This is a genomic window from Candidatus Amarolinea dominans (genome assembly GCA_016719785.1).
GTDB lineage: Bacteria > Chloroflexota > Anaerolineae > SSC4 > Amarolineaceae > Amarolinea > Amarolinea dominans.
This window is the reverse complement of the sequence record JADJYJ010000010.1, coordinates 196,954-209,067: the sequence shown is the minus strand read 5'-3', so window position 1 is coordinate 209,067 and position 12,114 is coordinate 196,954. Positions and strand designations below refer to the sequence as shown.

The following is a 12,114-nucleotide window of genomic DNA, read 5'->3' as shown; positions in this document are numbered from 1 at the left end:
TCAGGTCTTGGCAGGAGTCATACTTGAATTCATGACGGATCAACTTATAACCAGGAAGTTGCCGCATGCCAGCCACTGCTGACGGTATCCTCTACCATATGCGCCGCGCGGCTGAAAAACTCCTCTATCCGGCGTTCAACTTCCTCAATATCAGCTTCGATGGCCCGCACCACCTCTTCCGCCTCGTGGGCCAGTTGGCTGAGCAGGACTTTGGCTTGATCCAGGCGGGCGGAAACCCAGCGGCGAGCTTCGTCCAACTTCCCTGCCACCCATTGCGCGGCCTCCGCGGCCACCTGGATGGCATAATGCGCCGCCTCGCTGACGAGGGCGGCAGCATCTGCGACGATGGCCTTGACGCTGGCAGCCGCATCGGCGGCAAATTGCAGCGCTTTCTGGCCCAGGTCTGCAACTTTTTCAAGGAGAGGCCCGGTCGCATCCAACGCCGCTTGCTCGGCATTCTTTGCCAAATTCTCGGCCTCACCAGCCAGATTTTTAGCGTCTTGACCGATCTCGCCCGCTGCCTTGTCCATCGTGTCCGCCACACCGCTCACGATCTGTTTGGCTTCACTTGCCGCTGCCGTGGCCACTTCAGCTACCTCCTTCGCGGCCGCGACGGCCACGTGCGCCACTTCCTGGGCGCCCTCTTCGACGAATTTCCCAATCGGAGCCAGGTATTGCTCGAAGATAGTCTCTGCCTCGTTGACCACGTGGTCCCATGCCGCCTTGGCCAGCGCTTCCAGAGTGCTAAACTCCTCCACCAACACCAGTTCCGGCAGGTGCAGGGAAGCGCCCTGAAATTTGAAACTGCCGTTGATGGTCAGTTTGAATTCCTTGCTGTCAACCATCAGGGCCACATGGGCGTCCAGATCGGTATCGAGATGGAATTGGGTCGCGGCCACATGCGGGATGATCGGCCCGATGTCGCCGTGCAGATGAATGCCCAGATCGCCGTGGGCTTCCAGCTTCCCTTCTTGGTGCCACCAGTGGCATTCCAATTCGGCGGTCACTTCGTTGCCGGCGCCGATCTTGAAATCAAAATCGAAGCCCTCTGCGGTGATATCGGCGTGAATGTCCGTTTGCAGGAAGCCGAAAAGCTGTGCGTGCAGGTCGGCGTGGAGGAAAGGTGCGCTGCGCGTGCTGAGGTGCAGCACCGGGCCGCCGGGCTTGAGGAACCAATCACCTACGTCCTTGGCAACGGCTGGGGTGACCGGCCTCTGCTGGCCGGCTGCCAGCGCGCCCACCTTGCTTTTCACCTGTTGGTTGAAGTCTTCGGCCGTCTTCGGCGTCTTGTGGATCCCTTGACCGTCCCCCCAGATCTTCAGAACACGGCCAATCTCGATCTTTTCAGCCTCCAAATGCCCCGAAAAGCCGGGAATGCCCTGCGTTGACAGATCCAGCACCGCAAATGCATCCCAATCGAAGATGCGCAACCCGCCGCGAATCCCGACGCCGGGCATGACTGTCGCGCCATCCGGCAAGTTGACGATGCTATCGGCCCAGTGAATGCGCACATCTCTAAACTCGACTTTAGAAAGGATGGCCTCGATATGCCCCAGGGCGCTTTCGGCGGCTTCGACAGCAGCCGAAACGCCTTTGGCGGCCTTATCCGCGGCCTCGCCCGCAGCCTTGACAGCACTCCCCGCGTCACCTCCGACCTGATCGGCTACATCGTCCGCGACTTCTTCGGCGGCCTCAGCACCTTTTGCCAGCAGCTTTGCGGCAGAGTCTGCCAGGTGCAGCCGGTATTGCACACCGGTGAGGGCCTCCAGCAGAACCGGTATGCTCAGCTCGTCTGTGCCAAATTCGACATAAAGCGGCTGGACGACTTCTCCCTCAACCTCAAGGACAAAGCCTGCGTCGCCATATACCAGATTCTTGTCATCCTTGTAGATCGCAAAGGAGCCGCTCAGACCCAGGTCCAAGCCGGACGGCTCGAATTGGAGGCCAAGATCGAGCGACAGGGGCTTATCCTGGTTGATGACCAGTTGCACACCGGGCAACTGGTAGATGGGCGTGAGCGGAACAGACAGAGCGAGTTCCGTCATTTGCACATGGCCCGTAAGCGACTCCTCCGCCAGGGCGATCCAGCCAGTCATCTGGAGCCGCTGCCCGACAAAGTGAATATCCAGACCGCCCATGATGTCAAATTCCGGCCCGGCTTCCGGGATCTCCAGATTTTCCTTGATCCGCAACATTGGGGAGGTGAGCACCAGGCTGTTGCCCCCCCCGGCATCCAGCTTGAGCCTGCCCGGAATGGAGACCTGCAGGGCGACCACATCGCCAACCGTCACCTGCCCATCCAGCTCGTCAACATCAATCACTCGCCGCACGATATTGTGCTGACCGAACTTCACCCGAGCGCCAACGGATACCCCCTGGCCCAACGTCATCGTGCCAGTGCCAAAGGGAAAGCTGGGCGCGCCGGCATCCTGCCGGGCATAGCTGGGCTGCATGGCGCTGGCAGCAAAGGCCGGCGGCTGGTAGGCGCTGCTGCTCACCGTCGAGAACAACAAGTGGGTGAGTTCGATATGCTCCAATACTGCCGCAACGACCTTGAGGAGCTTGTGGACCGGTTCGGGCAGAAAAGTGAGATCCTCTGAATTCGAATGAGTTGATTCGTCAGCGCTGTCGGCAAAGGCAATGCCAGCCACCAGACCCTCGTTCTCGCCGCTGCGCACCGCAACAAATGCTTTTGCCTGGCGATACTTGGACAAGGCTGTGAAGAGCAGGGTATTCTGTTGATCATTCTCTTGCCAGGCAAAGCCCAATTGCTTGAAGGTCAGCAGCTCATCAATCTTTTCAAGTATTTGTTCGACTTCATCACCCGCCAGATCTTTGAGGTCATCTTCAAGATGCTCCTGCCCCACCAGTTTCAGGACATCCTGGATGCCCAGGGTGCTCTCCTCATCATTGCCCAGCCAGGATACTTCCACCGCCCGGCTGACTGCGCCAGCTTTGGAACTATCACTTGCCTGATCTGGCCGGCTGCCGCCAGACTGACTGTATTCCGCCAGAAACATGCCCTGGCCCAGCGGCCGCGACCAGGCCACGGAGAAAGTCTTTTCGGTGCGGCTGTAGTCTAGCGCCAGATGAGATACCTGAAATACCGTATCCAGCGCCTCCGCCGCCGGCTTGGGAATATCGGGTAAGCCAATGGCGTCCGTCAGATCGGTGAGCGTGACGGGCTGCTTCGGGTCCGGGACGCTGAAATCAACAGAAAAGGTCTGTATGTCCTTTGAGATCATCACATTGGCATCCAGCCCATACCCGCCTTTTTCCAGGGTCCATTCGATGGCAAGCGCCGTCTCGCTTTCCCCTTGCTGACCAGCGCGAGCCATTGTCAATTGCAGAAGCACCCGGTTATCGGTCCCAGCCAATACTGGTATGTCATCGGGGATTTTCCAATCGGTGACAGCCTGGATCGTCAGCGATCGCGATGAGGCTGCGTATTCAAGGGAGAAAGAGTCCAGGGTGACATCCGGCGCCTCAGCCGGTACGGTCGCGCCAAAGAGTTGCGCGAGCTGGTTGATCAGCTCGTTGATGTGAATCCCGTCGCCGTCGCCGCCAACCTCTCCGCGGAAGACCCAGCCACCCCCGTCATAGCTCGCCAGCGCAGACATCTCGATCGCTGAACCCATTTTGAACTGGACCGAAAGGCTCGCATTTTTGCCGCCGTCCGACTCCTCTGAGAAAAAGAGGCCGATCTCATCCAGTTCGATCACGCCTGGCAACAGGTCAACTTTGCCGTCGAGACGCAGATGCAGATCGGTGGAGGATTGCTCACCATCGCGTCCGCTCACGGCATGGCTGACCCACGCCTGTGTCAGCCGCACGCTGTCGAGGCCAAACGGCAGCGGCGCAGGCAGCAGTTTGCCCATCAGGCCGCCGAGGTCAACGCCGTCCGGATCGTCCAGCCCGCCTTCGATCAGGGTCCAGGGCCGCACACGCACCCTGAACTGCTCGCCGAAGAAACTGGTTGTCGCCTCCAGCTCGATGGAAGCCGAGTCGCCAGACTTGCCAATCGGCGCCCAGACGGTGAAGTCAACCTCACGCAGCTCGAGCGGGCCGGCTTGCACCAGATACGCATCCTGGCTGGTGGAGTCGCCGGCGGCGAAGGTACACTGCACCCATTCCCCCGGTGCGTAGGCGAAACCGAGGAGGGTGATGGCGTCCGGCAGCGATAGCTCCTGCGCATCGAAGATGCTCACCTGCTCGCCGAGCAGCGCTGCCAGCGCTTTGCCCGCCTGTTTGAGCGGCGTGCGGGTGGCGAAGCGCGAGGTGTAGCGCACAGAGAAGAACTCATCAGGCTTGCCCATAACGCCCTTGTCGAGAACATGGGCTTCAAGGATGATGGGCTGGTCGGGCGCGCCGACTGCCAGCAGCCAGTAGTGGGAGAAATCGTTCGGATCGGTGAGACTGTAACGATACGCCAGTCCCGCCGGATGCACGTTTTCTGCCAGCGACGCAGCCTGGTTCGGGTGCAGCTCTCCCCACCACCGCTCAAGAACCAGCCAACCCGCGCTGACATCGGCGCGAATCTCTACGCGGTTGGGAGAGGTGTTCGGCTCTGGCAAATGGGTTTGCGGGATACCCGCCCTTCTCGCCTCCTCCAGAACCTGGTCGTCGGCTGCGCTTCCCGCCCGAGCCACGCTTGCGGCCAGGATTTGGAAGCCATTCTGTAACGGGTAGCGCGCAATGTTGACAACGTTGGGGTTATGCCGATCGTATTCATTGACTATCTGATTGTCGGGGACCGCAGCCAAACCATAGCTGATGACGATCGTCGCTTGCGTGAGGACGCCCTCCGCGGGCAGAATGTCGCCGGGAAGCTTCTCGAATACAGTACGCACGTTCCACTGCTCGGGAAGCGGCGCCAGGAAGAGCATCGTGACCAGATTGGCGCCCCTGAGGCCGAACTCCAGATAGACATCGAGTTCTGGATAGTTGAAGATATCACCTTTACCGGCCAGGCACAGCAGCTCGACGCCTTCCGGCGCGTCGGCCGGAGGAGCGATTTCGTGCACTTGTTCCAGAAGCACGTCGTGATTGCCAAAAGCAGCCAGCAGGACGTTGCGCGCCGGATTCAGATCCGGTATGTGCGGCGAAAGGGTGAGGGTTGCAGCGCGTTCGTCGTAGAGAAGCGCCCGCTTGAGTGCTTGCGTTGCGTAAGTCATGATTTGCCTCCACCCACAGCGCTGCCTCGCCCCGATGGCACAGCGGGCAAACCCCCTTGCGGCGTCAATGCACCGACGGCCGCTTTCACCTTTTCTTTCACCGCCTCCTGAGCCCTATCAAGTAGCCCAGTCGGCGCCGGTTCGTGAAGGATCTTCCCGTCCTTCGCATAGAGCCTCCACTTCTGGGCATAAAGATAGGTGTCGGTCCACTTCAGCATCTCAATCACGCGCTTGAATTCGCTCGTCCACGGGTTCTGCGCCTCTGTGGGGGGCGAAGCTGCGGCTGCGGCTGCCCCGCCCAATCGCACCGGTTTACCGTCTGGCGTGAAGCCCAAGAGTGGCGAACGATAACGCGTCTGCGGGTCATTCCATTGCAAGGAGGATGTCAACCAACCCAAATCGGTCGAACGTAACCTGCCTGCCGCTGCCTCTGCATTGAGCGCCTTCATAATTCCCTCTTTGTCACCCGACAGTTGCCAACCTACCGGCGCCAGCCCCAGCACCGTCAGCCCATCCATCCCGGCCAGCCAGGGCAAGTGCAGTCCGAGGATCGGCGTATCTTTCAGGTTCTGCAACCCCAGGGGCCTGCCCTGCTTAATCTGGTCGTTGAGTTTTTTGATCTGGGCGGCGCGGTAAATGGCTGTGGCGATTTTCACCACCACATCAACCAACTTGGTAGCGATGGAAACGACACCACCGGCGCCGAAGGCCGCCGCGGCCCCTGTGGCGGCTGTCGTAGCCATCTCCTTGCCGATTTGAATCCCTTTTTCCGCTTGATAGGAGTGAATGCCGCCATATACCGCGTGTTCAAGGAGAGAGAAACTGCTCTCCTTCGCCCTACTCACGTCATACGCTTCTTTGGCCAGCATGGCCAATGTGACCCCTTTCGCCAACAGCTTGACGCCAGCAACAATCGTTCCCAGGAAGGGAATGCTATCTGCCACAGCCTCGGCAGTGTCTTTAACGGCCGAAATCAGTTCGAGGTCGGTTGGGTCTCCTAGCACCTCAACCAGGGCGTCGAAAAACTCGCCCAAAGCTGCTGTTGACTCTGCGGTTCCTTGCTCTGGCAGCTTGGCAATTTCGCCCGGGCCGCTGTCATCCCCTTCTTTGGCAAGTTTTGTTACTTCTTTCAGTAGTTCATTGACCTGCTCATTTGTCTCTTTGTTCTCTTGCTTCGCCTCGGCGGCCGGACGCGCAAAGCGGTGCCCTTCCAACGATTGGGTGAGCCACCTGCTGAAAAGACTTGGGTTGATCGTAGCTGGGCCTATTTGGCGTTCTACACGCCGCTTCAGGGGGTAGGCTGTCCTTTCGCCTGCCGCCTTTGTCACAGGCTGCTGTTTGACTGGGGGGAGAGGGGTGTCTGGTCGTAACCCGTCAGCCGTTTGCACCACTCGCTGACTTACCGCAAACTGACGGCCGGGTCCAACTGTGGGTAACTGCGGCATATCTGAAGCTACCTCCTTCTGAAAGAGTGCATAAGTGTCATGCAATGCCTCCGTTACGGCGTCTACAAGAGAAAGGGGTAACCGTCACACAGGCATGATACTAGCAGCGAGTTAGCATTTCGTGATGTGGTTTATATTCCTATGTGTTTTCTTGCGGCGATCACTCTGTCATCTGTTGGTCAGAGTCAGCATCTTGTGGCGTGGTTTAGATTACAAAATCTGGTTCCATTTGCTGCGCAGCCTTCTTCCTTCGAGCGCGAGGCCCAACGGCTGGTGCTCAGGCGCTTGACCGAGCGCGACCGAAGGGGGCGCGAAAGCCAAGTCGCCTGGAGCACCGGGTTGGGCGGCTGGCTGTGCGTTGGATCTTGGATCAGGCCGTGGGCTCGTTTCTGCTGAGCGCCCGCCGCAGAAGGCGCTCAATTTCAGCCAGCACATCTTCAGGTTTGGTTTCCATTTCCAGGTCGGCAAGTTCGCTGTCTACATGGTTGGCGATGCCCATCTTGTCTTGAATGGCATCGAGCATTTGCAACACGCGTGTCAACTCATGTTCAGTCAGCAGCCCGATGTGCAAATCCAAGTCGGCGCGGCGCTCGGCTTCTTGGCTCAGGCGGTTCTGGCTGATCAGCACAAAAGTTGCCAGAAAAATCGCTTCCAGGGATACGACCATGGTCAACAGTCCGTAGGGGAAGGGATCGAAAGGACGCACCCCGACCCGTCCGGTGTTGAGAAGAATCCAAACGCTAAACCACACGAGATGCACGTACACAAACACCATGTGCCCCGAAAAAGAGGTGATGGCGTCGGCGATCCGGTCTTGCAGGCTGCGTTCACTGGCCGCCTTCAGGCGGAGGGCGATAATGGTGCGAATGTTCCGCTCAATGACCTTAGACAGGGCTGGATTGTCTCCGGCGTGGTCGGCTTGTTCCTCGTGGTTCGAGCGGCTCTGCTGCATCAGAATGTCCTTCCGTTTTGCTTCAGTCTTTCCCATCGCAACCTCCCCGCCATAGCTTACTGCATAACCGCATTGCAGCCGCCCAACGGTCGGCATAACCCGCGCGCGGAGCGCGTCAGGTGCATGCTGTGTTGGGCGGCTGTTGCCGTAGACTAGGATCGCAATCCAGGAATCAATACTGGCGTTCTCTTTTTATAAGACTCGTAATCTTCTTGACCACCCCATTTCTTATCCGCCTTATTTTCAAGTAATGGAACTCCACTGACACGAGTAAGAAGAAGTGTGACGAAAACAGGAGAAATCAGGGCGACCCACTGCCAACCTTGCAGCACGGGAAAAGCGATTACCGCTATGCCGATCCAAAGAATGATCTCACCAAAGTAATTGGGATGGCGAGATCGAGACCATAAACCTGTTTGAATAAACTTGCCTTTGTTTTCTGGGTTTGCGCTGAAGCGACTTTTTTGGGAGTCGGCCATAACCTCAATAGCAAAGCCGAAAATCCATATCAGAAAACCGACAATGGCAAATACATCCAGTTCTTTGCGGGTGGTTGTTGTAATGGCAACCAGCGCAGCAGCCATTGTGAACGTGACCCACAAGCCCTGGATCGTCCAAACGTTTAGGAATCGGATGAAGGAAGGTTTTAGCTCGTCAAAACGGTCATCCTTTCCTGCTTTCTTGATGCGACCGAACAAGAAACTGCCCAGACGGATTGCCCAGATGACTACAAGGGCCGATAGAAGGAGTGATCTGACATCAACGCCTGCGCTAAAAGTAATGGCAATGGAGATGACGGAAATATAAGTGATGCTCCCCGTCAGATCGAAGAATTTTTCAGTCTGTAGCAAATAGGCGGGAATAAATGCCAGCCACTGGATCAGAAAGGCCAGCCCGACTGACAAAGCAAATAATGGAACTCCAAAAATCAAAACCCCACCTTGACTGCCCGCTAAAGCGATTAGAAATCCAACCAATATCAAAATGGGAAATGCGATCAGTGCATTGCGATCTGTTGTTTTCATAAGTTTTTGTCCTTATAGTAGTCTTTGTTGGATAGAGATTAAAACCCGCGCCGTTGACCTTGCCAGGGGGCAGGAATGTTGTTACGAAATTCCTCCACACTGGGGCCGCGCAGCGTTGCGAGTCGCCAGGTTCCGTACAGGTAACTTACGATGAGCAGAACGATGGTCGCGGGCCAGCCTGTCAGCCCGTTGACGAGGGCGAGTTGGCTGACGTTGCGTCCTTGAAAAAGGGTCACTTGCCAAAAGAGACGCAGGGAGAAGAACACAATCCAGCCCAGTGTCACTTCTGCATAGGCAGGGCGGACGCGGGCATGCCAGTACCAGCCGAGCGGCCAGCGGCGGGCGAGGTAACTCGTCCATGCCACCATCGGCTTGCCGATGGCCAGACTGACCAACGCAAGGGCAAGCATAAGCACGCTGTTGACAATGTTAGGGAGAAAGTAGCCTTCGGAACGGCCGAGCAGGTAAGCCAGCGTGATTGCCAGCCCAACACTTGCCATGCCCGCCAGCGCATAGATTAGCGGTTGTTTTCGGCGAAGCCGGAGGACGGCGATCAACAAGGCCATTCCCAGCGCTCCGATCATCGCGGCATTGAATCCCGCCAACCCGTTCAGCAATAAAAACAGAATGGACGGCAGGATCGTATCCAGCAGGCCGACATTCCCCGCAACCGTGCGGAATTCATCCAGCAGTTCGCGCGCTTTACCAGGCATGTTTTCCCATCCAGAATTTGCGCCAGTCGTTTTCGCTGGTTTGCAGAGCAATGAAGGCGTACAGACTACCCGCCCAGAATCCGAGCGTCATCATGGCAATCGTCCACAGAATGGCGACGAGCAGTGATTTTTCGCGATAGATGATCCAGCCCGAGAACAGTATGAAGCCCGTGTACAGGTCCACGAGTGAGACGATGCCCCACGGCATGGCAAAGAGTTGACTGCCTTCGCCAAAGAAGTCGCCGCGCGTGAAGCCGTTGACGAGCACGGCGGTCATGGCAAGTATGCCGAGAATGGAAATGAGTTTTGCGAGTTTCATGAATTACTCCTTTGAGACGCAGGCAAATCCGAGCGCGCCGATGCCGAGATGCGCGCCGAGGACAGGCGTGATTTGCGCAATGAGAACTTCGCCTTGCGGAAAATAGGAAAGCGCCTGCTGATGCAAGGCTTCGGCTTCTTCCTGAACGCCCGCATGCAGGATGGCGAGTTTTTCGTAGGGCGCACGTTCCGACAGCCATTCGAGTAGACGGGCGGTAGCACGCTTTTGTGTGCGCGTGCGGTGCGCGGTGGCTTGGCCCATGTTCATGTGAAGCAAAGGCTTGAGTTGTAAAAGTTCGCCGAACGTTGCCAGTGCAAAATTCATCCGTCCACTGCGGCGAAGATATTCGAGCGTTTTTAGCGAGGCGAAGACGTGGGTGCGCTTCATCAGATTATTCAAGGCGGAGTTAATTTCCTGCGCTTCTTTTCCTGACCCCGCCAATTGCGCGGCGTGCTCGACGATGAATCCCAGCCCGAGGCTGAGTTGACCCGAATCCAGTACGGTGACGGGGATGCGCTTGAACTGCTCTGCAGCGATGCGCGCCGAGTTGACGGTGGCGCTCAACGTTTCCGAGATGTGAATGGACAGAATGGCTTGCGCGCCGTCGTCTGCCAGACGCCCGAAGGCTTGCGTAAAAACTTCTGGACCAGGAGCGGCTGTTTTGGGATGTGGATTGAAATTCGGTAATTGGGCATAGAACTCACTGCGCGTCAGGTCAACACCATCCATAAAAGATTTAGCGCCCACGTTAATCGTTAACGGAATGACAGTGATGGAATGTCGGCTGACAGTCCTATTGGGTAGATCACAAGTGCTATCAGTGACAATGCGTATGGTCATCTTTTCCATTAATCTCGCTCGACTTTGCTAATTTGCTCCAGCAAAACCGCCCAACGGTGGGCATCAGGCGCGGCGCCCAACCCGCGCCTGCATGCACGGGTTGGGCGCGAACCTTCTCGTGTTACTGCGCTCCGGGGGCGCCGTGTAGGAATGTCACGAAAACCAGCTCTTCATCTTCTGCCCGAATTGCGTGTGCTTCCCCCACGCTAAAAACCAACAGCGTGCCAGGCCCGCTGCGTTGCTCCCGATTATCGCCACCCGAAAACACTCCGACTCCCTTAAGAACGACGATATACACTGGCGAGTGTGGGGCCACATGCTCTTGCACTGACTGCCCGGGCTTTAGTGCAAATCGCAAGATGCGACCATCCTTATCAACAAAAAGAGGCTCAGCATAGGGGTCCTTGTCGTGAAAGATCGCAGTTGTCATGTAGCGGAATGGATAACATGAAACAAACTCCTTTCGGTGTGAGAAAACTTACTTGCTCGTCTGATCGGCAAGCCGATAGTTCCGTTCCAGTTCAACAAGACGCGTAACAAGTTCTGAATGGCCTTGAATGTGAAAAAAGCGTCTTGGCACGTTTCTCCCGACTGTCCGGGCCATGAATGGTTCGCCCCAAAAGCTCAACAAACACTCTGTTTTTTTTGCTTGCGCCCCCCTCCTCCCCGGTCGGTGTACGGAATGTTGGGCAGCACCTCACGCTTGTTTGGCAGTCAGATCCTTGTCTTCCATTTCCCAGGCATGATCGAGCGTGTGAAAGGCGGTGTGCCGTATCAGGTACCGCAGCGGCCACTTGCCGGCCAATTTACCCTGTGAGTGATAGTCCCGGATTGCGTGGCAATAGGCATCGCGATGCGCTTTCAGCCCCTCGCCCGTCAGCATCGCACCGTCGGGGGTGTGTACGCCAAGCCCCTTCGCCCAGTCCTGCTCGCTGGCAAAGATATGACCGACGATGCGGTCCCGATCACGCCCTCCCCCTCGCGGACCCTTCTGCATCTCAGCCGACACCCGCCTGCGCACATCGTCGAAAAACGCCCAGCACGCCTGCATCAGCGTCAGTTCACGTTCCAATTCGTCACCCGACATGCCTTGCTTGTCGATGCTCGAAAACGCGAACGAGATGCCCCAGAAGTCAGTTGAGCCCGTTCCTGAATACTGCTCGACCACGTCGACGTTCGTGATGGCGTCAAACTCCGCGTCCATTTCAGCTAGCTTTGCCACCTGTGAATATCGCGGAATATAGGAACGTAGCCTTTCGATTGCGTCCTCCCCGGTCTTCGCCCCGCGTTCGAGGCCGGGCCAATCAGGTGCTACCGCCACCACCTTCTTGCCTTTCGGGCCGATTTCCAGCGTCACTCGAGTATGTTTAGCCACGTTTCCTCCGATCACAATAGTTCCTGCCATTACCGCGATTCGCCACAGCTCAATCGAGAAAAGGAAGATCAATTACCTTGCCGCTGCCGCCCAACGCCAACCGGTCTCCAATCAAAGATCAGAGATCAGGTGTGTGGAAGGCGAGAGTTCTGCGGTCTCCAATCTCCGGTCTCCAATCTCCGGTCCACGGTCTCCAATCTCCGGTCTCCGGTCTCCGGTCTTCGGTCTCCAATCTCCGGTCTCCAATCTCCGCTCTCCAGCAGAGCCGCCC

Annotated in this window: 9 protein-coding genes; all 9 read right to left on the bottom strand. The window is 57.3% G+C overall.

Annotated features, from left to right (window positions below):
• Nucleotides 1-44: 44 nt before the first annotated feature.
• Nucleotides 45-5,174 carry a hypothetical protein gene (locus IPM84_13775; GenBank protein MBK9093811.1) on the bottom strand — a complete coding sequence of 1,710 codons (5,130 nt, stop codon included), beginning with the start codon at nt 5,172-5,174 and terminating at the stop codon, nt 45-47.
• The gene (locus tag IPM84_13770; GenBank protein MBK9093810.1) at nt 5,171-6,388 is read right to left on the bottom strand and encodes a hypothetical protein; all 1,218 of its coding nucleotides are present in this window, start codon (nt 6,386-6,388) and stop codon (nt 5,171-5,173) included. Before IPM84_13770 ends, IPM84_13775 begins: the two co-directional genes overlap by 4 nt.
• A gap of 601 nt (nt 6,389-6,989) precedes the next feature.
• Complete coding sequence (locus IPM84_13765) at nt 6,990-7,571, bottom strand: DUF1003 domain-containing protein (GenBank protein ID MBK9093809.1); 582 nt, start codon at nt 7,569-7,571, stop codon at nt 6,990-6,992.
• A 152-nt stretch (nt 7,572-7,723) separates the two neighbouring features.
• On the bottom strand, nt 7,724-8,596 hold the full coding sequence (locus IPM84_13760) for a DUF1295 domain-containing protein (protein MBK9093808.1): 873 nt from the start codon (nt 8,594-8,596) through the stop codon (nt 7,724-7,726).
• Between the two features lie 38 nt (nt 8,597-8,634).
• Nucleotides 8,635-9,309, bottom strand: coding sequence for a DUF3159 domain-containing protein (locus tag IPM84_13755; GenBank protein MBK9093807.1), 675 nt, complete (start codon nt 9,307-9,309; stop codon nt 8,635-8,637).
• Nucleotides 9,299-9,628, bottom strand: a complete 330-nt coding sequence (locus tag IPM84_13750) for a DUF1475 family protein (protein MBK9093806.1) — start codon at nt 9,626-9,628, stop codon at nt 9,299-9,301. The genes IPM84_13755 and IPM84_13750 overlap by 11 nt, the downstream gene beginning before the upstream one ends.
• 3 nt (nt 9,629-9,631) lie before the next feature.
• The gene (locus IPM84_13745) at nt 9,632-10,477 is read right to left on the bottom strand and encodes a DegV family protein (protein ID MBK9093805.1); all 846 of its coding nucleotides are present in this window, start codon (nt 10,475-10,477) and stop codon (nt 9,632-9,634) included.
• 112 nt (nt 10,478-10,589) lie between these two features.
• Nucleotides 10,590-10,898: a cupin domain-containing protein gene (locus IPM84_13740; GenBank protein ID MBK9093804.1), complete on the bottom strand. Its 309-nt coding sequence runs from the start codon at nt 10,896-10,898 to the stop codon at nt 10,590-10,592.
• A 267-nt stretch (nt 10,899-11,165) separates the two neighbouring features.
• Nucleotides 11,166-11,843 carry a hypothetical protein gene (locus IPM84_13735; protein ID MBK9093803.1) on the bottom strand — a complete coding sequence of 226 codons (678 nt, stop codon included), beginning with the start codon at nt 11,841-11,843 and terminating at the stop codon, nt 11,166-11,168.
• Nucleotides 11,844-12,114: the final 271 nt, after the last annotated feature.

Excerpts from the sequence above, each read along its gene's own strand:
- IPM84_13775 (MBK9093811.1), bottom strand. The coding sequence starts at position 5,174 with ATGACTTACGCAACGCAAGCACTCAAGCGGGCGCTTCTCTACGACGAA.
- IPM84_13765 (MBK9093809.1), bottom strand. The coding sequence starts at position 7,571 with ATGCAGCAGAGCCGCTCGAACCACGAGGAACAAGCCGACCACGCCGGA.
- IPM84_13760 (MBK9093808.1), bottom strand. The coding sequence starts at position 8,596 with ATGAAAACAACAGATCGCAATGCACTGATCGCATTTCCCATTTTGATA.
- IPM84_13755 (MBK9093807.1), bottom strand. The coding sequence starts at position 9,309 with ATGCCTGGTAAAGCGCGCGAACTGCTGGATGAATTCCGCACGGTTGCG.
- IPM84_13750 (MBK9093806.1), bottom strand. The coding sequence starts at position 9,628 with ATGAAACTCGCAAAACTCATTTCCATTCTCGGCATACTTGCCATGACC.
- IPM84_13745 (MBK9093805.1), bottom strand. The coding sequence starts at position 10,477 with ATGGAAAAGATGACCATACGCATTGTCACTGATAGCACTTGTGATCTA.
- IPM84_13740 (MBK9093804.1), bottom strand. The coding sequence starts at position 10,898 with ATGACAACTGCGATCTTTCACGACAAGGACCCCTATGCTGAGCCTCTT.